We start from the raw sequence: 25,334 nt of genomic DNA, 5'->3' as shown, positions 1-25,334 counted from the left end.
TTTACAGATGCCAGGTGGAGTAACGACTGGGGAAATAATGGAGGCGCGGGTCGGAATCGAACCGGCGTACACGGAGTTGCAGTCCGCTGCATAACCACTCTGCCACCGCGCCGGAAAAGCCTTTTAAAAATCGGCCTTTTGCTCTCAGGAGGCATTGAGAGACTTGGAAATGGAGCGGGAAACGAGATTCGAACTCGCGACCCCAACCTTGGCAAGGTTGTGCTCTACCAACTGAGCTATTCCCGCTCTTCGTTCAGAGGCGTTGCCTCGTCAACGGGAGCGTATTCTACGGATTCCGATTCGGGCGTCAACACTTTTTTAACAACCGCCTGTTTTTTCAGGCTTTGTGGACATTTTTTGGCCAGCACAGACATCGTTCGGGGCGATAATCGGAAGGCAGGTGTAAATGCCTATAAGAAAACGCTAGGGTTTTGCGCGTTATCAGGTTAAGGTGGGCCTCGTTGGAAAGATTAGCAAAGCAGTTCATCAATAAGACGCATCAGTGCTGTAACACGTAGTACGTCCTGTTTTTGATACCGTCCGTTTTTTATTTCCCGCATACCGCCGATCAGCGATCACAACGATCCCGACGGCACATTTAAGATTGAATTCAGGATTATTATCTATGTCTACTGTTACCGGCACCGTCAAGTTCTTCAACGAATCCAAAGGCTTCGGCTTTATCACTCGTGAAGGCGGCCCCGACGTATTCGTTCATTACAGCGCTATTCAGGGCGGCGGTTTCAAGACTCTGGCTGAAGGCCAGCAGGTCGAGTTCACCGTTACCCAGGGCCAGAAAGGTCCCCAGGCGGAAAACGTAGTTGGCCTGTAAATAACAGCCAAGCTACTGAAAAAGGCAGCGTTTGCTGCCTTTTTTTGTGCCTGAAAGAAAAGTTCGCCGTCCCTTCGCCAGTCTCTCGTCACGTCACTCGTCCAGGCCCGAATACCCCTGAACTGCCTCATGGTTGCATTATTTCCTGCACCCGATATTTTGTCTCACGTGCATGAAATTAAAGAAAAAGTGAAAACTGCACACAGTGCAACCAACACCAAAAACAACAGGTACAACCATGAAAAGCGTGAATCCAACCTCAGACAGCATCAAGACCGTTCTCGAGAACACCCCAAAAAGCACTCCCATCGTGATGCTGAATCTGCTGAAATTTCGCCAGCAGGCGGATTACGGTGACAGCAGTTCTGGTCGAACCGGGCAACAGGCCTATGCGGAATACAGTAAAGGGGCCATCAAATGCGTCAAATCCGCTGGTGGCGAGCTGGTCTGGGCCGGCGCCCCGACCGCGACCCTGATTGGCCCGGAAACCGAACACTGGGATCATGTGTTGCTGGTCCGGTACCCTTCCATCGAGGCGTTCTTCGCGATGGTAGAGAGTGACGAGTACCAGGCAATCGTTCACCACCGTACTGCAGCCGTCGACGACTCTCGCCTGGTGCCAATGGTCGAAGGCTAGTCTCCTGACAACGTGAATCCTCTGATCAATGATATACTCCCCCTAACTCAACGGGGTGCCCACGCGGAATCGGGGCTGAGACCATACCCGCCGAACCTGATCCGGCTCATACCGGCGAAGGGATTGAGCGTTTGCCATCAGCCCGAAACCGCAGCGTGGCCCCCTCACGATCCAGAGGATTTCAACCATGCTGTTTCGCAGCGTTCTGCTATTGGCGGGCCTGGCCTCGTCAGCTTTGGCTTTCGCCGATAACCAGACCACCCTGACGGTATACACCCAACCCTCTTTCGCGGCCGAATGGGGCCCTGGCCCGGCGATCAAACAGGCTTTCGAGAAGAAGTGCGACTGTACGCTTCGCTATGTCGCGCTTGAAAGTGGTGGAGATATTCTGCAGCGGCTTCGTCTTGAGGGCGCATCCACCAACGCGGATGTCGTGCTCGGGCTGGACACCGGCACCATGGAAACGGCCCGCCAGACCGGCCTGCTCGCCCCCCATGACATCAGTCTGGACAACCTGGATCTGCCAATAGACTGGACAGATTCCATGTTCGTGCCCTACGACTACGGTTACTTCGCGTTCGTTTACGACACCCAGAAGCTGCCCAACCCTCCCACCAGCCTCGAGGCCCTCATCAATGCCCCCGATGATCTGAAGATCATCATCGAGGACCCGCGTACCAGCACCCCGGGGCTGGGCCTGCTGCTCTGGATGCGGGCTGTATACGGGGACAAGGCTGGCGAAAAGTGGCAGAAGCTGAGCCACAAGATTCTGGCCACCACAAAGAGCTGGAGCGACGGTTACTTCTCACTGTTCATGAACGGGGAAGCGCCGATGATTCTCTCCTACTCCACGTCCCCGGCCTATCACATGGCGGTGGACAAGACCGACCGCTACCAGGCAGCGCGTTTCGATGAAGGTCACTATCTGCAGGTCGAGGTGGCCGCGCTCGTGAAAACATCCCGGCATAAGGATCTCGCGAGGGATTTTCTGAAGTTCATTCTGACGCCCGGATTCCAACAGCACATTCCCCTGAAAAACGTGATGTATCCGGCGATCGACCTTGGCGATGACTTGCCGGCCGTTTTCGACAGGCTGATTGAACCCGGTAAAACCCTGTATATTGATCCGGCGGTCGTTGCCCAACAGCGGAAAGCCTGGCTGAACCAATGGCTCAACGCCATGATCCAGTAATGGCGGCATTCCCGTCCACCACCAGCACCGCGCCCCTGAGCCGGCCGTTCTGGCACACGTTCCCCGGACTGCTCGTATCTGGGGGGCTGATCGCCCTGACGCTCGCAGGCCTTGGCGCGCTTATCTGGCAGGCCCGCCAGCCGGATATCTCAGAGTTGTGGAACAGTCCGTACCTTCGCAATGTCATTGCCTTTACGCTCCGGCAAGCGGTGATTTCAACGGCAATCAGCCTTGCCCTGGGCCTTCTGGTGGCGCTGGCACTGTTGCGCCAGAGCGCCTTCCCTGGCCGCAAGGCATTGTTGAGAATCATGGAACTGAGTCTGGTACTGCCCACCATTGTGGCCGTGTCAGGACTTGTCGCCTGCTATGGCCGCGAAGCGACGGTAACCCAGTGGCTCGGGCACTGGCTGTCCTATGAGTGGAACCTGTATGGCATCAATGGCATTGTGCTTGCCCATGTCTTCTTCAACGCTCCGCTGGCCGGCCGCATCCTGTTACAGAGCCTGGAGTCGGTCCCCGCGCCCCGGCGCCGGGTTGCCAGCCAGCTTGGCCTCAGGGGCTGGTGGCATTGGCGTGCCGTCGACTGGCCAGCCATTCGGCCGGTCTTGCCGGGCGTTGGTGCATTGGTGTTCACGCTCTGCTTCACCAGTTTTGCCATTATCATGACGCTGGGTGGCGGACCTGGCGCCACCACCCTCGAGGTAGCTATCTATCAGGCCCTGCGATTCGAATTCGATTTCGGACAGGCGGCCATGCTGGCGGTCGTTCAGCTGATCATCTGCGGCCTACTCTGGGTGTTCATGGTACGCGGTGACTTCTCGGCCAATCTCTCGCCCCAACGCTCGTTCTCGGGTGCCATCCCGAGACCCAACTGCGGAACGGCTCATCGAGTAACAGACCGACTATTGCTGCTGGCCTTCAGCCTGTTCCTGTTGCTGCCACTGATCGCCATCCTGGCCCGCGGGCTTCCGTCACTGGCCGAGGTGGTCTTCGGCGACGGCAAAGCCCTGCAACAGCTGATTGCGGCCTCTCTGAGGAGCTTCAGCATCGCCCTGCCCGCTGGCGCGTTCTCTGTCGCGACGGCCTTGGCCATTCTTGGCCTCGGCACGATCCGTATTCCGGCTCTGAAAAGGCTGTCTAACCTGACACCGGCGATTCCACTGATGGTGCCTCCGATTGTACTCGGGACCGGGCTTTTCCTGTTGTTGCGTCCAGGCCTGGGCGACGCCTCTCAGGGGCTGGCGCTGGTCGCTCTCATAAACGGCCTGATGGCCCTGCCCTTTACCCTTCAGCTGCTCAAAGAACCTTTCCGAGGCCTTGATCGCGCTTCCCTGAATCTCGCAGACCAACTCGGAATACTTGGCTGGTATCGGTGGCGGTGGCTGCACTGGCCAAGGATGCGAGCGCCTCTGTCTCTGGCAATGGCCTACGGAACCGGCCTTTCCCTGGGGGATTTTGGCGTCATCGCCCTGTTTGGCTCCCCGGCACAACCGACCCTGCCGGTACTGCTATACCAGCAGATGGGGAGCTATCGAGTGGAGCTGGCGGCTGCGACGGCCCTCTGGCTGGTCGCCAGCCTGTTTCTTGTGTTCATAGGGTTCAATGCATTGGGCCGATCGGGAGCACCATCCGGTACGAAACAGCTTTCCCTGGAACGCCTTGCGGAGATGCGCCATGCTTGAAGTCCGACAGCTCGAATTCCGCTATACCGGCGACCAGCCGGGATGGCGATTCGATTTCACTCTGGCGCGGGGAGCCTGTATCGCCATTAACGGCCCCAGCGGTTCCGGAAAGTCCACGTTGCTCAACCTCCTCGGGGGCTTTCTGTCAGCGGATGCCGGTACCATTAGCTGGGACGGCCAACGAATCGATTCACTGCCACCCTGGCACCGACCCTTCACCAGTGTTTTCCAGGAACACAACCTGTTTGAACATCTGGACGTTCAGACCAATATCGGGCTGGGCATGCACCCGGGGCTCCGCCTGACGAAGGATCAGAAGGCACGGATCTCAGACTCGCTCGCCTCGGTGGGGCTCGCAGGCTACGAGCGGCGCCTCCCCGGTGACCTGTCTGGTGGCCAACGGCAACGGGTGGCCCTGGTACGCACCCTGTTGCGATCCCAGCCAGTACTGCTGCTTGATGAGCCGCTCACCGGCCTCGACGAACAGGCCCGAAAAGGACTGCATCAGCTTCTGCTGGCACAAAAAGCGTCGGGATCCGCCATTGTGCTGGCGAGTCACGATTCTGAAGATCGCGAGGTACTGGCGGACAGTCAATTGAATCTCTAAGCTGTTATAAGCTTGATATTCAGGTTTTTTTCTTCGACACCGGGTCTGATAATGCAACACGGCGCCGCCCGACAGGATACGTCAGTACTGCCAAACACCACGCCGGGCAGTGTCTCATTCAACCATGGCGCCCTGGCCATCACTGGCGACTGGACCCTGTCTGGCTATCAGGCCATCGGGCAGCAGCTTTCCCGCTTGCCCCCTGACGCCCGCAAGCCTGGTACCCTGGACCTGACCAACCTTGGCCAAATCGACACAGCCGGCGCCTCTCTGCTGGCAGACTTCCTGGGCCCCGACCTCCTTGAGGACTTCGTGGAAAGCGATCCTGTCCTGCATCGGGATACCGCAGCCTTGCTGCAGATTGTTGCCCGCTCACTGGGCCAGTGGAAAGAGCAGGATATTGCCGAGATTCCCGCCCTGACCCGGTGGCTATCCCAGATCGGCGAACGCGTCCAATCCCTGGGACTGCTTCTATGGCAATTGCTCGGGTTCATGGGACAGACCCTGGCAACCCTTTTCAGGGTGCTCCCCCACCCGGGACGCTGGCGAGTGACCCCTTTCGTGGCGGCGGTTCAGGATACCGGCCTGAATGCCCTGCCGATTGTCGCGTTGCTGACGTTTCTGGTGGGCGCGGTTGTTGCCTTCCTGGGGGCCACGGTACTTCAGGATTTTGGTGCCACGATCTACACCGTCAACCTGGTCGCTTTTTCCTTCCTTCGCGAATTCGGCGTGCTGCTTGCGGCCATACTGCTGGCCGGGCGCACAGCCAGTTCGTTCACGGCCCACATTGGAGCCATGAAAGTAAATGAAGAGCTGGACGCCATCCGGACCCTGGGTCTAAACCCCGTGGAGCTTCTGGTCCTGCCGCGGGTGCTGGCCATGATGGTCAGCCTGCCCATACTGACGTTTGTTGGCATGATTGCGGGCATGGTGGGTGGCGCACTGGTGTGTGTGCTGTCCCTGGATATCAGCCTGAACCAGTTTTTGGCCATTGTGGAGCGGGACATTGCACTCCGGCATTTCCTCGTGGGTCTGTGCAAAGCGCCGGTGTTCGCCTTCCTGATTGCCGTTATTGGTTGCCTGGAGGGATTCAAGGTGGGCGGAAGTGCCCAATCCGTGGGCGAACACACCACCTCCAGCGTTGTGCAATCGATCTTCACGGTAATTCTGCTCGATGCCATCGCCGCCCTGTTTTTCATGGAAATGGGGTGGTAATCCATGACACCGATCATTCAGGTTCGTGAGCTTTGCAACCGGTTTGGGGACAATGTGGTTCACCTCGGGCTGGATCTGGACCTGAGACGGCGTGAAATCCTGGGCGTTGTCGGCGGGTCCGGAACCGGAAAATCGGTGCTGCTTAGGAGCATTGTCGGCCTGCACCGGCCCACCTACGGCCAGATCCGGATCTTTGGCGAAAACCTGTTAACGCTCTCTCCGCCTGAACGCTCAAAACTGGAGCAGCGGTTCGGTGTTCTGTTTCAGGGCGGTGCCCTGTTCACCTCCCTGAACCTTCAGGAAAACGTGGCCATTCCGTTGATGGAACACATCGGGCTCCCCCGGGCGGAGGCCGAAAAGCTCGCAAGGGTCAAACTGGCACTGACCGGACTGCCCGCAAGCGCCGCCCGGAAGTATCCTTCCGAACTCTCCGGTGGCATGGTCAAACGGGCAAGCCTGGCCCGGGCCCTGGCGCTGGATCCCGAAATCCTTTTTCTTGACGAGCCAACCGCCGGCCTCGATCCTATTGGTGCCGCGGCTTTTGACCAACTGCTCGTTACACTGAGGAATGCACTCGGGCTCACCGTGTTTCTGGTCACCCATGATCTGGACACGCTGTATGCCACCTGCGACCGTGTGGCGGTCCTGTCACAGCAACGTGTCATTATCGCCGATACCCTGGAGCGGGTCGCAGCCAACCCGGATCCCTGGATCCAGGACTATTTCCAGGGGCCTCGCGGGCGGGCGGCCAGCCAGGCCGCTGACAATGATCGAGCGAATCCGCACGGAGATGGAAACTGATGGAACCCCGCGCACACCATGTGATCATTGGACTGTTTACCGTCATCGCCGTGGGCGCAGCACTCCTGTTTGCCCTCTGGCTTGGCAAATCTTCCACGGATCGGGAATGGACCTATTATGAAGTCGGGTTTGATCACCCCATTTCCGGACTGTCTGAGGGCAACCCGGTACTCTACAGCGGTGTGCCTGTCGGCGAGGTGCTGAGCCTTCGACTGGACCCGGAGGATCCGCGCCACGTTCGTGTCCGGATCCGTGTCGACAAGTCCATTCCGATCCGTCAGGACACCCACGTTGGCCTTGTCCTGGCCAACATTACCGGCAGCATGAACGTTCAATTCCGGGGAGGAACCCCATCCAGTCCCCGAATCCAGGGCAACCTGGACGATCCACCTCTGATCATGGCGGATCCCTCGCCATTCAGCGATCTGCTCAGTAACGGGACAGACCTTCTCGAGAAAGCAGATCGGTTCCTCACAAGGGCCAACGAACTGCTGAGTGACAAGAACGCACAAAACCTGGAGGCCCTTCTGGCCAATAGCAGAGAAGCAACGGAATCGCTGCTGGCACAGAGGGACAACCTGTCGGCTTTATTGGCCCAGTTCAATGCGGCAGCGGTTCGGGCTGAACAGGCCGCCAACAAGGTATCCGCCACCTCCGACAGGACCAATACCATTCTGGTCAACAAGGTCAGTCCGGTGCTGGATTCGATGAGTCAGTCACTGAACACCCTGCAGCCGAGCCTTGAGCGGCTCGACCGACTGACCAGGAATAACGAAGGCGCGATGGATGCCGGGTTGCAAGGGCTGGGGGAACTGGAACCCACCATCAGGGAACTGCGGAGTGCTCTGCGTAACCTCAATCGGTTTGCCCGCCGTCTTGAGGCGGATCCCTCCGGCACGTTGCTCGGCAATCCCGGCTTCAAGGAGGTTCAGCCATGAAGAGAGTACTTGCGACCTTGTCGATGGCCACGCTGGTCACAGCCTGCACCGTATTCCCGGCATCGGAGCCCCCCAGGGTAATGGATCTGGCCCGGGCCCAGGACGTATCGGAAATGCCCGGCAAAGCCCGACCATCCATCCGGATTGACACGCCTCTGGCTTCCGATCCCATCAACAGCACGCTCATTCTGAGCAAGCCGACTCCGCTCGAATTCCAGTCCTACCCCGGCGCCCGCTGGCGCGATAGTGCTCCGGTTCTGGTACGAGACTACCTTGTCGATACCCTCCGCCGCAGTCAGGGCTTCCAGTACGTTGTCACCGATACCAGCCCCGCGAGCGTGGATCTCACGCTCATCTCGGAATTGTCCGACTTCCAGTCCGAGCAAACAGAGACCGGCATGGTGGCGGTGATTGGTCTGCATACCGAAATTCTGGACAACCAGTCACGGAAGGTTCTGTGCATTCACGACGAGCGTGTGAAGGTGCCCGCAAGCGGCAGGGAACTGGACGCTGTCGTAGCCGCTTTCGGCGAGGCTGCCCGGAGCCTGTCGACCAAAACGCTCAACTGGCTGGGAGGTTGCGAGATCACACCCTGACAACCGGGGCGTCAGGAAGATCCATTGTGCTCGGGAAACAGGTCTGCCCAGGCGGCTTTCAGATAGAGGAGCATGGACCAGAAAGTCAGCCCAGCCGCAATGTACAACAAACCCACGGCGACGTACGCCCAGAAGTTACCCGGCGGGAACGCCAACAGGCCCACAATCGCTGCCATCTGGGCCGTGGTCTTGATCTTCCCGATGTAGGAAACGGCCACACTGGCACGACTGCCAATTTCGGCCATCCATTCACGCAACGCCGATATGACGATTTCCCGCCCGATAATCACGGTCGCTGGAATGGTCAGCAGCGGAATCGAATATTCTTCAATCAGAACCGCCAGTGCAACGGCCACCATCAGCTTGTCGGCCACCGGATCCAGGAAGGCGCCAAACGGCGTACTCTGGTTGAGCTTTCTTGCAAGGTAGCCGTCCAGCCAATCGGTCAATCCCGCCAGCGCGAAAATCGCCGCACTCACCATGTAACTCCACTCAACCGGCAGATAGAATACGATCACGAACACCGGAATCATGACGATTCGAGAGAGTGTGAGCAGATTTGGCAGATTCATGGGCTTCCTATTGGTCGTGCAACGCCGCGTAGATGGATTCCGCCAGAGCCTTGCTGATGCCCTGTACCTTCGTCATCTCATCCACACTGGCCTTGCGGATTTCCTGAATACCGCCGAAATACCGAATCAGTTCCCGACGGCGTTTGGGGCCGACCCCTTCAATTCCTTCCAACGTTGATTGACGGCGTTTTTTATCCCGTCGGGCGCGGTGGCCGGTTATGGCAAACCGATGCGATTCGTCCCGGATATGCTGGATAAGATGCAGCGCGGGCGAATCAGCCGGCACCCGGAACACATCTCCGGTCATGGCGTCAATCAATTGCTCCATCCCGGCGCGTCGGGTGACCCCCTTGGCCACACCGATCAGTGGGATGTCCGAAATTCCCAGTTCTTCAAACACTTCCCTGGCAATGTTCAACTGCCCTTTACCACCGTCGATAAAGACCAGGTCCGGCCGCTTACCCTCACCGGCCACCATCCGGCGATACCGACGGGTCAGGACCTGTTGCATTGCCGCATAATCATCGCCGGCTTTCACACCTTCGATGTTGTAGAGCCGGTAATCGCTCTTCAGCGGCCCGTTCTCATCGAAAACCACACAGGAAGCGACGGTATTCTCCCCGTGACTGTGGCTTATATCGAAGCATTCCATGCGCGCCGGCGTCTCGGCCAATTCCAGAAGATCCCGCAGTGCCAGCAGACGGCGGTACACCGTTTCCTTGCTCGCCAGATGGGTCAACAGGGTTTGCTGCGCATTGGTCATGGCCAATTCCAGCCAGCGTCGCCGCTCGCCCCGAACGTTACCACGAATCCGGGTTTCACGGTTAGCCGCTTCACTCAAGGCACTGGCCAGCAAGGCCTGCCCTTCCACCTCTACAGGCACCAGGATATCCCGTGGAATCTCCCTTCGGGTATTGCCACCAAAATAATACTGCCCAAGAAACGCGCTGAGGAGTTCGCCTTCGGTCTGCTCGATCGAGTACCTCGGAAAATAATCCTTGGTTCCCAGCACCCGACCGCCCCGGACAATAATCACCACAATACAGACCACGCCGGCTTCCTGGGCAATGGCCACCACGTCGGCATCGCCACCGGCACTGTCTACGGATTGCTGCTCCTGCACATGGCGCAGGTGGTTGATCTGATCACGGTAGGCGGCCGCCTTTTCGAATTCCAGTCTGGCGGATGCCGATTCCATGGCATTCATAAGATCGTGGATGATGGCCGGGTTCTTCCCCTCCAGGAACATCGTGGCATGCCGAACATCCTCCTGATACTCCTCCGGTGTGACAAACCCCACGCAAGGGGCCGTGCAGCGGTTGATCTGGTATTGCAGACATGGCCGCGTCCGGTTCCTGAAATAGCTTTCACTACAGGATCTTATGCGGAAAACCTTCTGCAGAATATTAAGACTTTCCTTCACCGCGCCGGAACTCGGAAACGGCCCGAACCAGGTACCGCCGCCCTTCTTGGTCCGGCCACGCCGGAAGGTCAGGGACGGATAATCACTGTGGGACGAGAGGTAGATATAGGGGTAGGACTTATCGTCCCGCAACAGAATGTTGTAGGGCGGGCGTAACGACTTGATCAGGTTCTGTTCCAGCAGAAGCGCTTCCGTCTCGCTGCCGGTAACAGTGACCTCGATGGACTGGATCCGGGATACCAGCGCTTCGGTCTTCGGTGCCAGACCGGACTTCCTGAAATAGCTGCTGACGCGATTCTTGAGATTGCGCGCCTTTCCGACGTACAGAACCTCACCGGCGGCGTCGTACATCCGGTACACGCCCGGTCGTTCGGTCAATTGCTTCAGGAAGTTTTTGCTGTCGAACTCCCTGCTTTCTTCGGAGCCGGGATCAGACTTTGTCGGCATCCAGCAACCCAAGACGGACAGCCATCAGCGCAAGCTCCACATCGCTGGAGATTTCAAGCTTCTCAAAGATTCGATAGCGATAGCTGTTGACCGTTTTCGGGCTCAGACACAATTTATCGGAAATATCCTGAACCTTCTGGCAGTCGACAACCATCATGGCGATCTGCATTTCGCGCTCGGAGAGGCGCTCGAACAGGGAAAGTTCCCCGCTATCGTCGTCACCGCTCACCTGCTTCAGCGCCATTTTCTGGGCGATTTCAGGGCTGATGTAGCGTTGGCCGGAATGGGCCATGCGAATGGCACGAACCATTTCCTGAATGTCGGCACCCTTGGTGATGTAGGCACTTGCACCACTCTGCATGACCCGGGTCGGGTATGGATCATCGGCACAGGCGGTCACGACGATGACGCGGATGGAATCGTCGATGCGAAGGATACGCCGGGTCGCCTCCAGCCCACCAATACCGGGCATACGAATGTCCATGAGGACGATATCCGGTCGCTTCTTGCGCACAAAGTCGATGGCGTCCTCACCGGAGGAGGCCTGACCGATGACCTCAATATCCGGGTTATCTGCCAGCATCCGGGTAATACCAGAGCGGACGAGCTCGTGGTCGTCGACAACCAATACCCTGATCAAGACTCACCTCGCAGAACACTTAAAAATGCAGGGACGGAACGTTACCTCAGGCAGGTACACCCAGGCCAGCGGTATTTTCCACCGGGTCAAACCAGACAACCAGGTCGCCCCGTTTAACCGCCGACAGCACACGCTCACGTTCCGCCATGGGATTCTCTGTATCATTCAGGCCGTGATAACGCGTGCAATATTCTTCCACCAGCCCCGCGAGCTGATCTTCCGTCAGCAGCTCTTTGTCCACCACAAACCTTTCCTGACGTGGATCCGGTTCTGGTTGGTGGGTGCCGTCGCTCGTCATCATTCCTCCCGTTTATGGAGGATATGTTAAGGATTAAAGGGCCGCGGTAGAAGCCCTTTTATGCTGAGAGGTAAGTAAATTCTGCAATCAGGTCCCAGATCAAGACCGACTCTCCGCGTATGGATTCACGGAACGGGATTCTCTATCATTCCGTGCTTTGAAAGGTTTGGATGCTAATGAACCAATCAGTTTTCAGGCTTACACTGCCCATTCTATTCGGGTATTTGCCACTCGGAACCGCCTTCGGCGTGCTGTTTGCCACGCAACTGGACTACCCCTGGTGGGCTGCCCCCCTCATGGGCGTTCTGATCTACGCCGGTGCCGGGCAGATTCTGGCAGTCAGCTTGCTGGCCGCGGGGGCCGGCCTGGTCGAAGTGGGTGTCGCCATGTTTGTCCTGAATGCCAGGCATCTCTTCTATGGGCTTTCCCTGTTAGGGCGTTTTCGGGGCGCCGGTTGGCGAAAGGCCTATCTCATTTTCGGCCTGACCGACGAAACCTACTCGCTTCTGACCAGCCGATCCCGCGGCCCGGACCGGCACCATGAGCAACTTGTGGATTTCCGGATCACCGCGTTCAATCAGAGTTACTGGGTGGTAGGTTGCGCCGTAGGGGCTCTGTTGGGAGAAAACGTGATGTTCGACAGCCGTGGCATTGAATTCGCACTGGTGGCCCTGTTCATCGTGCTGACGCTTGAGCAATACCATGCCCTCAAAGATCTCTTTCCCATCTGGACGGGTGCCGCCGCGGCAGGCGTAGCCATGCTGGTGCTTCCGCCGGCTCACCAGTTGATCGGCGCCATTGCCCTGGTCACCGTAGTGCTGCTGGTTCATTACCACCGTCTCCGAACTTCTGCCACGCCGGTATCCCGGGAACAAAGCTCATGACATATCTGTTGTCCTTCATTCTGGTGTCCGCGCTCGCAACCTTTGCCACTCGGGTGATCCCGTTCCTGTTTCTGGAACGACACACTGAGCATCCGCTGATCAAACACCTGGGACGCTACCTGCCCGCCGCCGTGATGGCATTGCTGGCCACGGTATTTCTGTATCGTTCGGCAGACTGGCAAGCCGGCTTGCCTGGTCTTGATGCCCTGGTGGCGGGACTTATCGTTGTCGGAATGCATCTCTGGCGCCGCAACGCCCTTCTTTCAATTGTCACCGGGACAGCGGCTTACATGATCGTCGTACAAACCGGGGTGGCCGCATAATGAGCCTGCTTGAGGTATTTCTACAGACGCTGGAAACCACCCTGCCCGTATTCACCATGGTCTTTATTGGCCTGGGTCTAAGACGCCTTGGCTGGATCGATGCCGCGTTCGTGAACACGGCATCGGCCCTGGTGTTCAAGGCCACGCTTCCAACCCTGGTCTTCCTCAGCATTATCCGGGCCGATCTTGATACCGCACTGAATCCGAACCTTCTGGTGTTCTATCTGTTCGCAACCCTGGGCTCCTTCGGCATCGCCTGGATCTGGGCGCTTGCCCGGGTGGCGCCGGCGGACCGGGGCGTATACGTTCAGGGCGCGTTTCGGGGTAACTGCGGTATCGTCGGACTTGCACTTGCGGCCAACCTTTACGGCGACTACGGACTCTCGGCCGGCGGGATTCTTCTGGGACTCGTGATCCTTTCCTACAACACTCTGTCGGTCACAGTTCTGCTCGCCTACCAGGATGGAAAGAAAGCGTCCTGGCGAAGAATCCTTCAGGATATTGTCCGCAATCCGCTTATTCTGGCGGTGGTGGCGGCCATCCCGGTCGCCGCGTGGGATCTCCGACTGCCGGGCTGGATCATGACCAGTGGCGACTACTTTGCCAGTCTCACCTTGCCACTGGCCCTGTTGTGCATCGGCGCAACCGTCTCTCTCAGCGCTCTCCGACAGGATCGGAGAACCGCCGTCGGTTCCAGTGTCTTGAAAATGATCACCCTGCCGGCCCTGTGTACCGCTGCGGCCTGGCTGGTCGGTTTTCGTGGCCAGGAGCTGGGCCTGATGTTCCTGTTCTTTGCCAGTCCGACGGCTGCGGCAAGCTTTGTGATGGTCAAGGCACTCGGCGGCAACGACCGCTTGGCGGCCAACATCGTCGCACTGACCACACTCGCCGCCAGCGTGACCGTTACCCTCGGCGTTTTTGTCCTGCGCAGTACCGGCGTGATCTAGCGGACAACCCGGAGAATCGCGTCGAACCCTCTCCGACAGCCCCCAAGATAACCACTGCCGAACAGATTGTAGTGGTTGAGGTAATGATAGAGGTTGTAGATATCACGTTTGTGCTCGTACTCCGGCGAGCGACGATAAACCCGATCGTATTCCTCATAAAACGCCGTACCGAAACCACCAAACATTTCCGTCATTGCCAGGTCGGCTTCCCGATCCCCACAGTAGATTGCCGGGTCGATCAGCCACGCGACACGCTTATCAAACAGGGCGTTGCCGCTCCATAAATCACCATGAAGCAGGCTGGAATGGTCGCAGTTGCTGTCCAGCCACCCGGCCAGCGTCTGGCCGTAGCGATCAAGGATATCCCGGAATTCGGTTTGGAGTTTGCGATCCCGGATACAGCCGACCTGATACCCCAACCGATCCCGAACGAAAAAGTCGCCCCAGGTATCGCTCCAGCGATTAGGCTGTGGCGAGAGGCCGATGTAGTTATCCTGGCCCCAGCCATACTTACCCTGGTCCAGACGATGCACCAGGGCCAGGCCCTCGCCCAACATCGAAAGCGTGCCCGGCGTTGCGGGCGCCGACTCGATCCCGGTCATTTCCAGCGTGGTCTCGTCCACCTGAAAGACCTCTGGCACACGCACTGTCGTGACACCAGCCTGCTCAAGCGCCTCCCGAAGACGCGTGAGACCCTCCGCTTCACAGATCAGCGCATCGGCAAATTCCGTGGCGTTGCGTTTGATGAACATCTCGGCCCCCCTGCCTTGAACTGCCTCCCGTCACGGCGTTAGATTGAGACTAACACGACAAAGAGCCGAAGGACTGCCATGGATACGACACGCTGGAAAATGGTGATCTCCGGAAAGGTGCAAGGGGTCTATTACCGGGCATCAACGGAGAAGGAGGCGAACCGCCTGGGCGTTTCCGGTTACGCTCGCAACCTGCCGGACGGGCGAGTAGAGGTGGTTGCCGAAGGCACGCCCGACGCGCTCCGGCAACTGCACCAATGGTGCCAGGACGGCCCGCCGGAGGCCAGGGTTCGGGGAATTCAGGTGGAAGAGCAACCCGCCAGCGGCGAATTCAGTGCATTTGGCGTGAAGTACTGACAATAAAAAACCCCAGCGATGCTGGGGTTTCGTATTGGCGGAGAGGGAGGGATTCGAACCCTCGATACGCTATTAACGTATACACACTTTCCAGGCGTGCGCCTTCAGCCACTCGGCCACCTCTCCAATAAACTGTTTCAAATCAGCGATGTCGTCGCTCATTTGAGGGCGCAAACTCTAATGCTTTTTCAGGCTCTTGGCAACACCCTCTGGCGAAATACCCGCAAAAAATTGCGTCCTGGCCAGAACGTGATTATCGATTAAACAGATCGAGTACAATGGCATCGCCCCCACCCAGATGAATGTCCACGCAGCGGGAGACTACCAATGCTTATGAAAGCCGAGCAATCCGTTCTGATCCTGATCGACCTTCAGGAAAAACTGATGCCAGCGATCAGCGACGGAGGGCACGTCGTCGATCGCTGTACGACGCTTGCGACCATCGCCGGACTTCTCGGCGTTCCCTCACTGGGAACCGTACAGCTGCCTGAAAAATTGGGCAAAACGGTACCGAGCGTCGCAGAACTGCTGGAGCAGGAAATATCAAAAACCCATTTTGACGCCTGTCCGGACGGACTCATTGACCAGCTTCCGGAAGGTCGCCAGCATATAGTCATTGGCGGCTGCGAGGCTCACGTCTGCATGATGCAGACCGCACTCAGCCTGCTGGATGCGGGGTACAAAGTCTGGGTCGTGGCGGATGCGACCGGATCGCGAAGCGATTTTGACCGGGATGTGGCACTTGATCGGCTCAGCGAGAGTGGCGCCCGGCTGGTCACCGTCGAGATGGTCGCCTTCGAATGGATGCGTAACTGTGAGCACCCCCGGTTCCGTGACGTTCAGGGGTTGATCAAATAGATCCGATTCCTGACCGTCATCCATGACCGGATCACCGACGTACATGTTCGACTTCCCGCAGGCCGAGGTGTTTTATGCTCAATATGGATTTCTCCCAACGCGTTGTTATCAGAACAAACGATATGGAATGGGCTCCCAGCCCGGCTGCAGGCGTGGAAAGAAAACCCCTGGCCCGTGAAGAAGCGGAACGGGGACATGCGACCAGCATTGTCCGGTATGAGCCGGGCGCTTCGTTCAAACGGCACGAACATCCCCTGGGAGAGGAGATTCTGGTGCTGGAGGGTATCTTTTCAGACGAAACCGGCGACTATCCCGCAGGCACCTATATCCGTAACCCACCGGGCAGCGGCCACGCACCGTTCAGCGAACCCGGTTGCACACTACTGGTGAAATTGCATCAGTTTGATCCCCGCGATTCAGCCACGGTCAGAATCAACACCCGTGAGGCGGAATGGCTTCCGGGCATTGGTGGGCTGCAGGTCATGCCCCTCCACGAGTTCGAGCACGAGCATGTAGCGTTGGTGAAGTGGCCGGCAAATGAGGTTTTCCAGCCTCACCGCCATTTCGGAGGGGAAGAAATCTTTGTGCTGTCAGGTGAGTTCTGCGATGAGCTGGGCCGATATCCTGAAGGTACCTGGATTCGTAGCCCCCATCTCAGCCAGCACCACCCTTTCGTCGATCAGGAAACGGTTATCTGGGTCAAGACCGGCCACCTGCCACTGACGTCCGGCCCGGCATGAAAAAGGGGCCTCTTGGGCCCCCGTTTCATGAAATGGCAGTACTCGTCCAGGCCGACTGGTTTGCCTGATGGTTGCTCTCCTCATTGACCGCCGGATTGAAGCGGAGGTTTTCCGCTTCGGGCACCGCAAAGACATGGAATGCCTCCGGTCCGAACGGGTCCAGTGCGGTATCCAGGTATTCATAATGGTCCGGCACGGGTTCCCCGGACATGGCCACACGGAACTGGCTTACGACAGTCGGGGTCTCCACATTCAGCGGCTGTTCAACCCAGAGGTAAACCGCCTTGTGGGGAACAATGTACTCGCAACGTACCACCCGGTAGCCGTCCTTGAGGTGCAGAACGGTCGGTTCTTTACCCGATTCGAGGCGAAATTTATGGATCGTCTTCATGGCTACTCTCCTTCGAGCGCTTCCTGACTTGTCTCCGATTCTGACGCCAAACCCGGATCGATAAAATCAGCTTTTATAATCCAAAAGGGTCGAATTATTCGATGCCAGAATCGAACATCCGGAAATCCGCCGGCGTGGTGCAGATGGCCCGAACACCCTCATGGGCAAGCTTTCGTCCCCTGGTGATGGCAAACATCTCGTCCTGCACCTCCTCGATTTTTCCGATCTCCTCCACTTCGTACTGCCGGCACACCTCATCGCGAATGACAGACGGCGCCGCGAATACGCCAAAACCCTGGCGACCGAACACCTTGATCAGTGCGCTGTCCTCTACGCGGGCGACCAACCTCATACGCACTCCCTGGAGCGAGAGCCAGTTCATGAGGCGGGTAAAATAAGGGGCATCCGTGGCATTGGCCAGCAGGGGCTGCCCTTTAAGGGACCCGGGGAACCCCCCACGTAGGGCCCGGGCAATCGACGGGGCGGCAAACAGGCTGATGCTGGATTCTGCCAGGGGGTGCACGGTAAACGGCCCGTAGGTGTCGATGTCAGGGACCCGGTCCGCCAGAACGACGTCCAGTTCCTTGCGCTTCAGGTTGAGGATCAGATCCTCGGTACGTCCTGTGCGGCACTCCAGCTGCATGGGACGTGGAAGGGCCATCGCCGGTTGCAGGAGGTAATAGGCAAACAGTTTGTGGATCGAGGCCGAAACACCGGCGTACAGCGTAATTGGCCGGTCTGATTCGGACAGTCTGAGCGTATCGGTGAGTTCCCCGGTCAGCTCGAAGATGTCGTCCGCATATCCCCGGATCAACCGCCCGAGATCCGTGAGTATCAATTTGCGCCGCTCCCGAAGAAACAGGCGGCCACCGACAGAGGATTCAAAGGTGGCGAGCTGTCCACTCAGGGTCTGAGGGGCCAGCTCCAATACCTCGCTGGCCCGGGCTATCGAACCCTCGCGGCTGATCACCCAGAAATAGTAAAGATGGCGAAGGTTGAGCTGGTCCATGATTGACGCTCCCTGTCGAGTCTCAGGACGGGCGGGGAATCTTCAGCACTTCCCCGAAGGTGACATACTCACTACCGCCAAGCCGCCCCACCGGGTCGATAGCCGAACCGTCGAACCGCAACCGGCCTTTTTCATCCTGCTTTGTAACCTCATCGGCAACGTAGATGCCGTTAATCTTCCCGAAGACCAGTGACTGGGGGCCGGGGCCGATCTCCTTGATGTCATAAAGCTCGCAGGCAAAGGCGACGCGACAGTCCCTGAGCCTGGGTAACGGGGAGCCCTCGAAGTCCTCCAGTTGCAGATCGAGATTGGTCAGCTCGGACTCGCCATGGGGCAAGGTTCGAGCAGTTTCTGTCATGGCACCGGCGAGCTCCCGGTGGGCAATGTGGACCACGAAATGGCCACGGGCCTCAATATTCACCCGGGTATCCTTGAACGATCCGTCAGTCGGCTTCCTGCCCACAGAAAACATCAACAGGGGCGGATTGCTGGTAATCGGAGTAAAAAACGAAAATGGGGCAAGGTTGTAGTCCCCGTCGGGATTTTCGCTGAGAACCCACGCCACGGGGCGCGGAATCACTGTCTGCGTCAGGATATGGTAGACATCTTTCGGGTCCATACCGTCGAATTCAATCTGCATCTGCGCCTCCCGGTTCCAATGTTTTTAAGGCCCGATCCCTGGCAAGCCACCTCAGGACAAGGGCCAGCTGAATCACAAGGAACGGGACCGCAACCATAACCAGGCCGGACCATCCGAGCCACGCAAAGACCGCCCCGGCTGACAACGACGCCGTCGCCTGTGACCCGAACACCAGCATGTCGTTGAGGCCCTGTACCCGGAACCGCTCATGATCACGGTACCCCCGGGGCAGCAACGCCGTCCCGCCCACAAAGAGAAAATTCCAGCCAATTCCGAGCAACAAAAGGGCCCAGAGGTAATGATGAAAACTGATGCCAGAAGCCGCCAGAATGACACAGAGGAGGTACGCCAGTAGCCCCAGAATCATCATTCGCGGAAGGCCGATGACCCGTGTCACCCAACCGCTGACCAGCGAAGGGAGATACATGGCCACAATATGCAACTGTATGACCCGCTTTGCGTCATCCAGGCTATGACCGGCCATCTCGGTCATACTCAGCGGTGTCGCCGTCATCACAAAGCTCATCACCGCGTACCCGATGGCTGCAGCGCCAATCGCAGCCAGAACCATGGGCGACGCCAATATCTCTCGCAGCGGTCGACCGCCAGTGACGTGTCGTTCGCGAACCCGTTCGCGACCCGAGTGATAGCCGATAGACAGCGTTATCAGCGCACAGGCCTGAACGACCAGTAACCCAAGCCAGCTGGAGAGAAATGGATAGGTTTCATCCGGGCCGGCACCCAGCGTGGCGATTTCCGGCCCCAGCCAGGCTGCGCCCAATCCGCCCAGGAGCACCCGAGCGGCGGCAGAGGCGGCCAGGCCGGGTTCAACAGATTCCATGGCGGCAAACCGGTATTGGTGCACCACCGCCAGTCCGAAGCCACCCACCATGCCCGCCAGGCAAAGCACCGAAAATATACCCGTCCAGGAGGCCAGAACCCCCAATCCACCGGCGGTCATCCCCATCAGGGTGCCAAGCAGCATGACCGGCTTTCGGCCCAGGCCTTCCATCAACCAGGTCGCCGGTTTGACGGCCAGAACCGTTCCGACGACAACAAGCCCTACCGGCAGCGTCGCCAACTCTGGAGCGGAGGCAAGCGCCCTTCCCTGAATGCTCCCTATCACGATAATGAATGGCGCGGTGCACATGGCCAGCGCCTGGGCTGCCACCAGAACCCATACGTTAAGGGGCATAGATTATTTTTTCCTGTAGATGATACCCGGGTGACACTGAACCATTTCGTAAAGATCGGGCAGACCGTTCAGCGACTCCGACGCCCCGAGAATCAGATAGCCACCCGGGTTAAGGGCGGCGTGCATTCGAGTGAGGATGTCCCGTTTGAGCTCGGCGGAAAAGTAGATCAGCACATTCCGACACATCACAATGTCGAATTTGCCGAGCATGTACCGCTCCAGGAGATTTAGTTCTTTGAACTCGACCATCGTCTTGAGCTGGGGCTTGATCTGCCAGCCACCATTCGCGGACGGTGTGAAAAACTGCCGCTGCCGTTCGGGAGAGAGGCCCCGGCCAATAGCCAGCATCTCGTACTCCCCACGACGGGCAACCTCCAACACACTTTTGGAGATATCTGTGGCAGTGATTCGTACGTCCCTGAGTTTGCCCGGCTTTAACCGGCGAAACTCCTCGACAATCATGGCAATGGAGTATGGCTCCTGCCCCGTCGAACAGGCCGCCGACCAGATTCTCAGCGGCTGGGCAGAGCAACGCTCCGCCATTTCAGGCAGCAACTTTTCCTGCAGAATCCGGAAGGGATGATTGTCCCGGAACCAAAGCGTTTCGTTCGTTGTCATCGCATCAATGACAGTTTCCTTGAGGCCACTCCGTCCGAATCGTTTGAGCCGTTCCAACAGCTCTCCCAGCGAGTTCAGATTGTTTTCCTCGAGGATTCGGCGAAGACGGCTTTTTACAAGGTACTGCTTGTTGTCACCCAGCAAAATGCCGCACGCGTCCTGCAGGAATGCCTTGAATGCCTCGTATTCCTGTGGCGTTATTTCCGCTTTCATTGGTTCTCTATGGTCAGTGAAACTGTGGGCGTCAGGGCGCCATTATGCCCGATCAATGATCTCCATGACCCGCTCTGCCAACTCATCCGGGCTGAACTTTGCCATAAAATCATCTGCACCGACTTTCTTTACCATCGCCTGGTTGAAGACGCCGCTAAGGGACGTGTGTAGCATGATAAACATATCACTCAAAGCAGGATCTTCCTTGATTCTGGTGACCAGCGTATAGCCATCCATTTCCGGCATTTCCACATCGGAAATAATCATCGCCAGATGGTCGTTGGCCTTGGACCCGTCTGCGGTGAGACTTTTCAGGTAGTCCAGCGCCTGCTTGCCATCATTTTTAAGGACAACCTCCATCCCGATGGCAGTCAGGCACCGCTCAATCTGTCGACGCGCCACAACCGAGTCATCCACCACCAGAACCGGCAAATGTCCCGGGACCCGATCGGCGCTCTTCTGAAGCACAGCTTCGGTGACATCCTCACCAAGCGGGGAAAATTCAGAAAGGATCTTCTCGACATCGATGATCTCGATCAGCTTGTCGTCGACTTTGGTGACTGCCGTCAGATAGACGTCACGCCCCGTCCCCTTGGGAGGTGGCAAAATCTCCTCCCAATTCATATTCATGATGCGGTCCACACCCGTCACCAGGAACCCCTGGGTTTTCCGGTTGTATTCCGTAATGATCACGAAGCTGGTGGGCAGGCTTTCGGCGGGAATCCCCGGCAGACCAATGGCCATGCTCAGGTCGATAATGGGGATAGTTTCGCCGCGGATATTGGATACCCCTCGAACGACACTTCGACTCTGCGGTATGGACGACAACTTCGGGCACTGGAGCACTTCTTTGACCTTGAATACATTGATGCCGTAGGTCTGGCGCCCCCGCAAACGGAACAGCAGAAGCTCCAGTCGGTTCTGCCCCACCAGTTGTGTGCGCTGGTTGACACTGTCCAATACCCCTGCCATCTGTCGATCTCCTGGCTGGCCGATAAAATACCGGCATATATCTTGCGTCTGATTCGCTTACCATGGCGAAACGACGGATTCATGACGTCTTGCCTGTCTTGCACTTATTTAACGGCCGAAAACCACGAATTTTTAGAGGAAATCCGCGGTTTCGCGCCAACGGTTACAGCATAGGACAAACTGACGCCCATGCGCACCACCATTTTGGCTTTGATACTGCTTATGTCGACCCCCGTCTGGGCCGAACAACCGCGGACCACGGCAACACAGATCCGGGCGGCCACTGCGGCCTTCCTGGAGCAGTTTGCAGAAGACCAGTCGGAAAAAGGCTATAAGGTCACCTTTGAGCCCTCGGACATCGATAGCCGGCTGGCCCTGGCACCCTGCAGCTCCGAACCCGAGGTGTCCTTTACCGGGGACCCGTGGGAAAGTCCCCGGCCATCCCTTCAGGTATCCTGCAACGGTTCCAGGCCCTGGCGGATGTACACGACCCCCTCCGTCAGCATTGAGGGGCCCGCTGTTGTCGCAAGCCGTGCCATCGCACGCGGCGAACGAATGCAAAAGAGTATGGTGCACGTCGCCACAATCACCCTGAATGACAGCCGCCGGGGCTTTGTCAAAGAAATCAGCGACGTTGCCGGCATGGTCGTGCGCCGTCCCATTAATGCCGGCTCGCCTGTCACTCCGGACCTTCTTGAAGCACCGAACGCCGTTTCCCGGGGCGATCATGTTATCATCGTTGCCAAAAGCGGATCATTTTCAGTCACTTCCCGCGGCAAAGCGCTTGCGGACGCCGCCATCGGTGAACAGGTTCTTGTGGAAAATCTGCGCTCATCGCGAACCATAAAGGCCAATGTCGTCGGTCCGGGCCGGGTTGAAGTCCCCATGTAGCCGCTCAGCCCAGCCACCAGCGGCAATTGATTGCCGCCGCGGCAAAGCCCGGCCGGCCCGATCCGGGCCGAAACCGGGAATGTAAACAGATGTTAATAAAAAATCCGCTCAAGGATTAAAGTTTCCGGCTCCCATGCCGTTAACCAAACCAGAAACTCGAGTCCGCGCCCGGCAGGGCGCACAAAAGTAGCAGGTACCGATATGTCAGTTGACTTTAACGGAATTGGACGCGGCCAGGTCAACATCCAGAATCCGGCGGCCGACAAGGCTTCCAACGCGGAAAACAAGTCCCAGACGACGCCAGCCCAGGCACGTCCGCAGGCCGAGCAGGCCCGTGGTGAAAACGTGAGCCTGAGCAACCAGGCCAAAAACCTCAAGCAGCTGGAAGAAAAGCTTGGCGATTATCCCGAAGTGGACGATGATCGCGTTGCCCAGATTCGCTCGGCGCTTGAGAACGGCACCTACAAAATCGATGCGGAGAAGCTGGCCCAGAAAATGCTTGAGATGGATCAAAGCATTTTCGGGTGAGTGAACTATGGCCGCAATCGATGATCTGAAAACTCTGCTTGCCGAAGACGTCCGGCAGCTGGACCAGCTGTCCGAGCTTCTCAAACAGGAAAAAGCTCTTCTGGGTGACTCGGATATCCGTTCGCTCCAGGCGGTTACCGAGCAGAAGAACGCTGCCCTGATGGACATTCGCGAGCGCGCGAAACAGAAAATCCACCTGTTGGTTGCCATGGGTTACAGCCCAGACCAGGGAGAGCCCTCACGCTTCATCCTGGGTGCCGGGCTGAAAGACACCTACGCACTCTGGCAACAGGCCAGTGAGAGACTAAAGACCTGTCGCCAACTCAATGAAGGCAACGGCAAGGTCGTCCAGCATCTGCAAAAACGTCTGGCTCGCCTGACCGATGTATTCCGGGGAACCTCTGGTCAGCAGAAGCTCTACGGATCAAAGGGCGAACAGACCGGCATGAATAACCGCAGCATTCTCGCCAGCGCCTGACCAGCAGGCTTGCGATCAATCCTGAAAAGCGCCCGGCCCTGGCCGGGCGTTTTTTTATTGGATTATCTTACCGGGTATAGACGGTCATGCTTGATCGGGGGTCGAAGCGTATATCCTGCATGCTGATGTTCCCCATGGAAGGCCCGGCAGTTCCGCTGACCCGGATATTATCCATCCGGATTTCCTCGATACGCTCTGGAAGCGCCATGACAAGCGCACCATCGTCACGAACCGTGTATCGCGGTTCATTGTCGCGATAGTGAACGCCTGAGATGGTCAGGTCTGAATCCAGGAAATTGAGCACCGGTACAAACACGTTGGCCGCCAGCTTGATGCCCTCGACGGCGTCCACAGCAACCCCATCCTCATCGCCGTTTTCGCCGGCCGGATTCGATGCCATTGCCGATAAAAGATTGGCACGGTCAACCAGAGTCGGATCCGCCTGCCCTGCCACACCGGCCAACTCGGTATCGGACAGTGACCGAAACGGCAGTGACGAACGGGAAAACAATTCGCCGGATGTCGGACTGATCGGCGATGCCTCTGCAGTATTCGTTGCCGCGAGCGAAACAACCGGCTGGAAAGGCAATGCAACCATGGTAAACAGGGCCGCCGCATTTCGGTACCGGCTCTGATGCTTGAGCACACGGTGCAGTTCCTTCTCGGTCAGCCATCCTGCCTGGATAAGTATCTCACCCAGACGCTGACCGGTTTCACGCTGGAGTCTCAGGCCTTCGTCAACCTGATGCTCGGAGAGATACCCCCGGTTGACCAGCAGCCGACCAAGCCGCGATTTCTCTTCAAATCCCTGACGGATTCTCACCACACTCCTCCTTAAACTCAGTGACTACCGTACATCGCGGCCCGGAGTGGTAAGTTATGACGATTTGACCGGCTCAGGTTAGAAGATTGTTAATCTTTATTCTTCAGGGAATTGCCCGTATTTCTGTATCAATCTGCTAACATCGGTCACCGGATATTGCGCGTCTGCCTTGTGCGGCAGAATTCTTTCAACATGCTAACAGCGAGTAACACCACGAAATGAAAACTACGGTAAAAACTCCGGGCATTGTGACTTCCGTTTTCCTGGTAGCGCTGACTGCGTTCGCCGTATCTCCACTGACCCATGCCCAGTCCACGACCCAGAACGACACTCTGCCCAAGGTCAGAATGGTCACCAGTGAAGGCGCATTCGTGCTGCAACTTCGCCCCGACGTGGCACCGGCAACCGTCAAGAATTTCCTGCAGTATGTACGCGACGGCTTTTACAACGGCACCGTGTTTCACCGCGTCATTCCCGGCTTCATGATTCAGGGTGGCGGCTTTACACCAACACTGTCGCGGAAAACGCCACGCGACCCCATAGCCAACGAGGCCACTCAGAGTCTTCCAAATCTGCGGGGCACCATCGCCATGGCAAGAACCAACGATCCCGACTCGGCTACTTCCCAGTTTTTCATCAACGTGGCCAATAATGATTTTCTGAATGCGGGTGTTCGCGGCCCGGGATATGCCGTCTTTGGAAAAGTCGTCGAGGGTATGGGCGTGGTGGACAGCATCGCCAAGGTCGAGACCGGATATTCCAGGGGAATGGCCGATGTTCCCAAGGACCCAGTGATCATCCAGGAAGCATCCGTACTGGATGAACAAGAGTGAGG

Annotated in this window: 30 protein-coding genes, 3 tRNA genes, 1 pseudogene and 1 riboswitch; of the genes and pseudogenes, 19 read left to right on the top strand and 15 right to left on the bottom strand. The window is 57.7% G+C overall.

Annotated elements, in window-relative coordinates; all coding sequences use genetic code 11:
- Positions 1-38 precede the first annotated feature (38 nt).
- Positions 39-112, bottom strand: a tRNA-Cys gene (locus MLD04_RS09825).
- A gap of 58 nt (positions 113-170) precedes the next feature.
- Positions 171-246, bottom strand: a tRNA-Gly gene (locus MLD04_RS09820).
- A 379-nt stretch (positions 247-625) separates the two neighbouring features.
- Between MLD04_RS09820 and MLD04_RS09815 the strand changes: the two genes are divergently transcribed.
- The 9 genes from MLD04_RS09815 to MLD04_RS09775 all read left to right on the top strand — a co-directional run bounded on the left by MLD04_RS09815 (position 626) and on the right by MLD04_RS09775 (position 8,500).
- Positions 626-832: a cold-shock protein gene (locus MLD04_RS09815; RefSeq protein WP_011784828.1), complete on the top strand. Its 207-nt coding sequence runs from the start codon at positions 626-628 to the stop codon at positions 830-832.
- Positions 833-1,070: 238 nt separating this feature from the next.
- Positions 1,071-1,469 (top strand): DUF1330 domain-containing protein, encoded by a 399-nt coding sequence (locus tag MLD04_RS09810; RefSeq protein ID WP_248157592.1) that lies wholly within the window; start codon positions 1,071-1,073, stop codon positions 1,467-1,469.
- 41 nt (positions 1,470-1,510) lie between these two features.
- Positions 1,511-1,609, top strand: a riboswitch (TPP riboswitch).
- 47 nt (positions 1,610-1,656) lie between these two features.
- Entirely contained in the window at positions 1,657-2,661 is a 1,005-nt protein-coding gene (gene thiB, locus MLD04_RS09805; protein ID WP_248157591.1) for a thiamine ABC transporter substrate binding subunit, read from the top strand.
- A complete protein-coding gene (gene thiP, locus MLD04_RS09800) occupies positions 2,661-4,343 on the top strand; it encodes a thiamine/thiamine pyrophosphate ABC transporter permease (RefSeq protein ID WP_248157590.1) in 1,683 nt (560 codons plus the stop codon). The genes thiB and thiP overlap by 1 nt, the downstream gene beginning before the upstream one ends.
- Positions 4,336-4,950, top strand: a complete 615-nt coding sequence (locus tag MLD04_RS09795) for an ATP-binding cassette domain-containing protein (protein WP_248157589.1) — start codon at positions 4,336-4,338, stop codon at positions 4,948-4,950. The genes thiP and MLD04_RS09795 overlap by 8 nt, the downstream gene beginning before the upstream one ends.
- A gap of 51 nt (positions 4,951-5,001) precedes the next feature.
- Positions 5,002-6,165, top strand: coding sequence for an MlaE family ABC transporter permease (locus MLD04_RS09790; RefSeq protein WP_248157588.1), 1,164 nt, complete (start codon positions 5,002-5,004; stop codon positions 6,163-6,165).
- 3 nt (positions 6,166-6,168) lie between these two features.
- Entirely contained in the window at positions 6,169-6,966 is a 798-nt protein-coding gene (locus MLD04_RS09785; protein ID WP_248157587.1) for an ABC transporter ATP-binding protein, read from the top strand.
- Positions 6,966-7,904: an MlaD family protein gene (locus tag MLD04_RS09780; protein WP_248157585.1), complete on the top strand. Its 939-nt coding sequence runs from the start codon at positions 6,966-6,968 to the stop codon at positions 7,902-7,904. Before MLD04_RS09785 ends, MLD04_RS09780 begins: the two co-directional genes overlap by 1 nt.
- Positions 7,901-8,500 (top strand): ABC-type transport auxiliary lipoprotein family protein, encoded by a 600-nt coding sequence (locus MLD04_RS09775; RefSeq protein ID WP_248157583.1) that lies wholly within the window; start codon positions 7,901-7,903, stop codon positions 8,498-8,500. The genes MLD04_RS09780 and MLD04_RS09775 overlap by 4 nt, the downstream gene beginning before the upstream one ends.
- A gap of 11 nt (positions 8,501-8,511) precedes the next feature.
- On the opposite strand, the gene pgsA is transcribed toward MLD04_RS09775, so the two are convergent.
- Genes pgsA through MLD04_RS09755 form a run of 4 tightly spaced genes read right to left on the bottom strand, consistent with a single transcriptional unit; the run spans position 8,512 to position 11,880 of the window.
- Complete coding sequence (gene pgsA / locus MLD04_RS09770; RefSeq protein WP_248157580.1) at positions 8,512-9,072, bottom strand: CDP-diacylglycerol--glycerol-3-phosphate 3-phosphatidyltransferase; 561 nt, start codon at positions 9,070-9,072, stop codon at positions 8,512-8,514.
- A gap of 7 nt (positions 9,073-9,079) precedes the next feature.
- Positions 9,080-10,942: an excinuclease ABC subunit UvrC gene (gene uvrC / locus MLD04_RS09765; protein ID WP_248157578.1), complete on the bottom strand. Its 1,863-nt coding sequence runs from the start codon at positions 10,940-10,942 to the stop codon at positions 9,080-9,082.
- On the bottom strand, positions 10,926-11,582 hold the full coding sequence (gene uvrY / locus MLD04_RS09760; RefSeq protein WP_248157576.1) for a UvrY/SirA/GacA family response regulator transcription factor: 657 nt from the start codon (positions 11,580-11,582) through the stop codon (positions 10,926-10,928). Before uvrY ends, uvrC begins: the two co-directional genes overlap by 17 nt.
- A 46-nt stretch (positions 11,583-11,628) precedes the next feature.
- Positions 11,629-11,880, bottom strand: a complete 252-nt coding sequence (locus MLD04_RS09755) for a YheU family protein (protein ID WP_248158264.1) — start codon at positions 11,878-11,880, stop codon at positions 11,629-11,631.
- 176 nt (positions 11,881-12,056) lie between these two features.
- On the opposite strand from MLD04_RS09755, the gene MLD04_RS09750 reads away from it, so the two are divergent.
- The 3 genes from MLD04_RS09750 to MLD04_RS09740 are packed head-to-tail and all read left to right on the top strand — an operon-like array spanning position 12,057 to position 14,034.
- Positions 12,057-12,764: an AzlC family ABC transporter permease gene (locus MLD04_RS09750; RefSeq protein ID WP_248157574.1), complete on the top strand. Its 708-nt coding sequence runs from the start codon at positions 12,057-12,059 to the stop codon at positions 12,762-12,764.
- Positions 12,761-13,087: a branched-chain amino acid transporter permease gene (locus MLD04_RS09745; protein ID WP_248157572.1), complete on the top strand. Its 327-nt coding sequence runs from the start codon at positions 12,761-12,763 to the stop codon at positions 13,085-13,087. Before MLD04_RS09750 ends, MLD04_RS09745 begins: the two co-directional genes overlap by 4 nt.
- Positions 13,087-14,034: an AEC family transporter gene (locus MLD04_RS09740; RefSeq protein ID WP_248157570.1), complete on the top strand. Its 948-nt coding sequence runs from the start codon at positions 13,087-13,089 to the stop codon at positions 14,032-14,034. Before MLD04_RS09745 ends, MLD04_RS09740 begins: the two co-directional genes overlap by 1 nt.
- Here MLD04_RS09740 and MLD04_RS09735 read toward each other — a convergent pair.
- Positions 14,031-14,792: pseudogene (locus tag MLD04_RS09735) on the bottom strand (fructosamine kinase family protein); the annotation flags it as partial. The gene MLD04_RS09740 and the pseudogene MLD04_RS09735 overlap by 4 nt on opposite strands.
- A 72-nt stretch (positions 14,793-14,864) precedes the next feature.
- Here MLD04_RS09735 and MLD04_RS09730 point away from each other — a divergent pair.
- Complete coding sequence (locus tag MLD04_RS09730) at positions 14,865-15,143, top strand: acylphosphatase (protein WP_248157560.1); 279 nt, start codon at positions 14,865-14,867, stop codon at positions 15,141-15,143.
- A 35-nt stretch (positions 15,144-15,178) separates the two neighbouring features.
- On the opposite strand, the gene MLD04_RS09725 is transcribed toward MLD04_RS09730, so the two are convergent.
- Positions 15,179-15,269: transfer RNA gene (locus tag MLD04_RS09725), tRNA-Ser, on the bottom strand.
- 201 nt (positions 15,270-15,470) lie between these two features.
- Here MLD04_RS09725 and MLD04_RS09720 point away from each other — a divergent pair.
- Both MLD04_RS09720 and MLD04_RS09715 read left to right on the top strand, forming a co-directional pair.
- The gene (locus tag MLD04_RS09720) at positions 15,471-16,001 is read left to right on the top strand and encodes an isochorismatase family protein (protein WP_248157558.1); all 531 of its coding nucleotides are present in this window, start codon (positions 15,471-15,473) and stop codon (positions 15,999-16,001) included.
- Positions 16,002-16,075: 74 nt separating this feature from the next.
- Positions 16,076-16,741, top strand: coding sequence for a cupin domain-containing protein (locus MLD04_RS09715; RefSeq protein WP_248157556.1), 666 nt, complete (start codon positions 16,076-16,078; stop codon positions 16,739-16,741).
- Between the two features lie 25 nt (positions 16,742-16,766).
- Here the strand turns inward: MLD04_RS09715 and MLD04_RS09710 are convergent, their stop codons facing one another.
- The 6 genes from MLD04_RS09710 to MLD04_RS09685 form a co-directional block, all read right to left on the bottom strand.
- Entirely contained in the window at positions 16,767-17,132 is a 366-nt protein-coding gene (locus MLD04_RS09710; RefSeq protein ID WP_248157554.1) for a DUF7352 domain-containing protein, read from the bottom strand.
- Between the two features lie 94 nt (positions 17,133-17,226).
- Positions 17,227-18,141 (bottom strand): LysR family transcriptional regulator, encoded by a 915-nt coding sequence (locus tag MLD04_RS09705; protein WP_248157545.1) that lies wholly within the window; start codon positions 18,139-18,141, stop codon positions 17,227-17,229.
- Between the two features lie 22 nt (positions 18,142-18,163).
- Complete coding sequence (locus MLD04_RS09700; RefSeq protein WP_248157543.1) at positions 18,164-18,781, bottom strand: flavin reductase family protein; 618 nt, start codon at positions 18,779-18,781, stop codon at positions 18,164-18,166.
- Positions 18,771-19,976 carry an MFS transporter gene (locus tag MLD04_RS09695; protein WP_248157541.1) on the bottom strand — a complete coding sequence of 402 codons (1,206 nt, stop codon included), beginning with the start codon at positions 19,974-19,976 and terminating at the stop codon, positions 18,771-18,773. Before MLD04_RS09695 ends, MLD04_RS09700 begins: the two co-directional genes overlap by 11 nt.
- Positions 19,977-19,979: 3 nt before the next feature.
- Entirely contained in the window at positions 19,980-20,807 is an 828-nt protein-coding gene (locus tag MLD04_RS09690; RefSeq protein ID WP_248157540.1) for a CheR family methyltransferase, read from the bottom strand.
- Between the two features lie 42 nt (positions 20,808-20,849).
- Entirely contained in the window at positions 20,850-21,779 is a 930-nt protein-coding gene (locus MLD04_RS09685; protein ID WP_248157538.1) for a chemotaxis protein CheV, read from the bottom strand.
- 189 nt (positions 21,780-21,968) lie between these two features.
- On the opposite strand from MLD04_RS09685, the gene flgA reads away from it, so the two are divergent.
- The 3 genes from flgA to MLD04_RS09670 all read left to right on the top strand — a co-directional run bounded on the left by flgA (position 21,969) and on the right by MLD04_RS09670 (position 23,676).
- Positions 21,969-22,670: a flagellar basal body P-ring formation chaperone FlgA gene (flgA, locus tag MLD04_RS09680; protein WP_248157536.1), complete on the top strand. Its 702-nt coding sequence runs from the start codon at positions 21,969-21,971 to the stop codon at positions 22,668-22,670.
- A 201-nt stretch (positions 22,671-22,871) separates the two neighbouring features.
- Positions 22,872-23,198 (top strand): flagellar biosynthesis anti-sigma factor FlgM, encoded by a 327-nt coding sequence (flgM, locus tag MLD04_RS09675; RefSeq protein WP_248157534.1) that lies wholly within the window; start codon positions 22,872-22,874, stop codon positions 23,196-23,198.
- Positions 23,199-23,205: 7 nt separating this feature from the next.
- Positions 23,206-23,676, top strand: a complete 471-nt coding sequence (locus MLD04_RS09670) for a flagella synthesis protein FlgN (RefSeq protein WP_248157532.1) — start codon at positions 23,206-23,208, stop codon at positions 23,674-23,676.
- Between the two features lie 67 nt (positions 23,677-23,743).
- Here MLD04_RS09670 and MLD04_RS09665 read toward each other — a convergent pair whose 3' ends face one another.
- Entirely contained in the window at positions 23,744-24,499 is a 756-nt protein-coding gene (locus MLD04_RS09665; protein WP_248157530.1) for a cyclic di-GMP-binding domain-containing protein, MshE-related, read from the bottom strand.
- 218 nt (positions 24,500-24,717) lie between these two features.
- Between MLD04_RS09665 and MLD04_RS09660 the strand changes: the two genes are divergently transcribed.
- Positions 24,718-25,332 (top strand): peptidylprolyl isomerase, encoded by a 615-nt coding sequence (locus tag MLD04_RS09660; protein ID WP_248157529.1) that lies wholly within the window; start codon positions 24,718-24,720, stop codon positions 25,330-25,332.
- Positions 25,333-25,334 lie beyond the last annotated feature (2 nt).

The sequence above is a fragment of the Marinobacter koreensis genome (assembly GCF_023156285.1).
Lineage (GTDB): Bacteria > Pseudomonadota > Gammaproteobacteria > Pseudomonadales > Oleiphilaceae > Marinobacter > Marinobacter koreensis.
This window is presented reverse-complemented; position numbering and strand designations above follow the sequence as displayed.

What these genes read in the sequence shown, in the direction of transcription:
- MLD04_RS09815 (WP_011784828.1), top strand. Translation starts at nt 626, where the DNA reads ATGTCTACTGTTACCGGCACCGTCAAGTTCTTCAACGAATCCAAAGGC.
- MLD04_RS09810 (WP_248157592.1), top strand. Translation starts at nt 1,071, where the DNA reads ATGAAAAGCGTGAATCCAACCTCAGACAGCATCAAGACCGTTCTCGAG.
- thiB (WP_248157591.1), top strand. Translation starts at nt 1,657, where the DNA reads ATGCTGTTTCGCAGCGTTCTGCTATTGGCGGGCCTGGCCTCGTCAGCT.
- thiP (WP_248157590.1), top strand. Translation starts at nt 2,661, where the DNA reads ATGGCGGCATTCCCGTCCACCACCAGCACCGCGCCCCTGAGCCGGCCG.
- MLD04_RS09795 (WP_248157589.1), top strand. Translation starts at nt 4,336, where the DNA reads ATGCTTGAAGTCCGACAGCTCGAATTCCGCTATACCGGCGACCAGCCG.
- MLD04_RS09790 (WP_248157588.1), top strand. Translation starts at nt 5,002, where the DNA reads ATGCAACACGGCGCCGCCCGACAGGATACGTCAGTACTGCCAAACACC.
- MLD04_RS09785 (WP_248157587.1), top strand. Translation starts at nt 6,169, where the DNA reads ATGACACCGATCATTCAGGTTCGTGAGCTTTGCAACCGGTTTGGGGAC.
- MLD04_RS09780 (WP_248157585.1), top strand. Translation starts at nt 6,966, where the DNA reads ATGGAACCCCGCGCACACCATGTGATCATTGGACTGTTTACCGTCATC.
- MLD04_RS09775 (WP_248157583.1), top strand. Translation starts at nt 7,901, where the DNA reads ATGAAGAGAGTACTTGCGACCTTGTCGATGGCCACGCTGGTCACAGCC.
- pgsA (WP_248157580.1), bottom strand. Translation starts at nt 9,072, where the DNA reads ATGAATCTGCCAAATCTGCTCACACTCTCTCGAATCGTCATGATTCCG.
- uvrC (WP_248157578.1), bottom strand. Translation starts at nt 10,942, where the DNA reads ATGCCGACAAAGTCTGATCCCGGCTCCGAAGAAAGCAGGGAGTTCGAC.
- MLD04_RS09755 (WP_248158264.1), bottom strand. Translation starts at nt 11,880, where the DNA reads ATGACGAGCGACGGCACCCACCAACCAGAACCGGATCCACGTCAGGAA.
- MLD04_RS09750 (WP_248157574.1), top strand. Translation starts at nt 12,057, where the DNA reads ATGAACCAATCAGTTTTCAGGCTTACACTGCCCATTCTATTCGGGTAT.
- MLD04_RS09745 (WP_248157572.1), top strand. Translation starts at nt 12,761, where the DNA reads ATGACATATCTGTTGTCCTTCATTCTGGTGTCCGCGCTCGCAACCTTT.
- MLD04_RS09740 (WP_248157570.1), top strand. Translation starts at nt 13,087, where the DNA reads ATGAGCCTGCTTGAGGTATTTCTACAGACGCTGGAAACCACCCTGCCC.
- MLD04_RS09730 (WP_248157560.1), top strand. Translation starts at nt 14,865, where the DNA reads ATGGATACGACACGCTGGAAAATGGTGATCTCCGGAAAGGTGCAAGGG.
- MLD04_RS09720 (WP_248157558.1), top strand. Translation starts at nt 15,471, where the DNA reads ATGCTTATGAAAGCCGAGCAATCCGTTCTGATCCTGATCGACCTTCAG.
- MLD04_RS09715 (WP_248157556.1), top strand. Translation starts at nt 16,076, where the DNA reads ATGCTCAATATGGATTTCTCCCAACGCGTTGTTATCAGAACAAACGAT.
- MLD04_RS09710 (WP_248157554.1), bottom strand. Translation starts at nt 17,132, where the DNA reads ATGAAGACGATCCATAAATTTCGCCTCGAATCGGGTAAAGAACCGACC.
- MLD04_RS09705 (WP_248157545.1), bottom strand. Translation starts at nt 18,141, where the DNA reads ATGGACCAGCTCAACCTTCGCCATCTTTACTATTTCTGGGTGATCAGC.
- MLD04_RS09700 (WP_248157543.1), bottom strand. Translation starts at nt 18,781, where the DNA reads ATGCAGATTGAATTCGACGGTATGGACCCGAAAGATGTCTACCATATC.
- MLD04_RS09695 (WP_248157541.1), bottom strand. Translation starts at nt 19,976, where the DNA reads ATGCCCCTTAACGTATGGGTTCTGGTGGCAGCCCAGGCGCTGGCCATG.
- MLD04_RS09690 (WP_248157540.1), bottom strand. Translation starts at nt 20,807, where the DNA reads ATGAAAGCGGAAATAACGCCACAGGAATACGAGGCATTCAAGGCATTC.
- MLD04_RS09685 (WP_248157538.1), bottom strand. Translation starts at nt 21,779, where the DNA reads ATGGCAGGGGTATTGGACAGTGTCAACCAGCGCACACAACTGGTGGGG.
- flgA (WP_248157536.1), top strand. Translation starts at nt 21,969, where the DNA reads ATGCGCACCACCATTTTGGCTTTGATACTGCTTATGTCGACCCCCGTC.
- flgM (WP_248157534.1), top strand. Translation starts at nt 22,872, where the DNA reads ATGTCAGTTGACTTTAACGGAATTGGACGCGGCCAGGTCAACATCCAG.
- MLD04_RS09670 (WP_248157532.1), top strand. Translation starts at nt 23,206, where the DNA reads ATGGCCGCAATCGATGATCTGAAAACTCTGCTTGCCGAAGACGTCCGG.
- MLD04_RS09660 (WP_248157529.1), top strand. Translation starts at nt 24,718, where the DNA reads ATGAAAACTACGGTAAAAACTCCGGGCATTGTGACTTCCGTTTTCCTG.